The following is a 259-nucleotide window of genomic DNA, read 5'->3' as shown; positions in this document are numbered from 1 at the left end:
ACTGATTGATCATACTGATTATGAGCTTACGATTAAAGAAGCTTTAACCATTAAGCCCGGTGATTTTAAAATCCGTGTGAAAAACAAGGACGTGTCCAATCATCAGCCCGTACAAAACCATAAAGCTGAAGGAAGCCGTCACAAAGAAGAAACGAAAGAAATCCCGTCCCACGGAACGCCGCTTCTCATTCTTTACGGATCAAATTTAGGAACTGCGGAAGGAATCGCGGAAGAGCTGGCTGATATCGGAAGAAGCAAA

At 43.2% G+C, this 259-nt stretch carries 1 protein-coding gene; it reads left to right on the top strand.

Annotated elements, in window-relative coordinates:
• The coding region (locus R0K30_RS22465; protein WP_410613114.1) for a hypothetical protein at positions 1–259 on the top strand (259 nt) is incomplete at both ends.

Source organism: Bacillus sp. SIMBA_154, assembly GCF_046536015.1.
Taxonomy (GTDB): Bacteria; Bacillota; Bacilli; order Bacillales; family Bacillaceae; genus Bacillus; species Bacillus pumilus_P.
The sequence above is the reverse complement of the archived record's forward strand: the minus strand, read 5'-3'. Positions and strand labels throughout refer to the sequence as shown.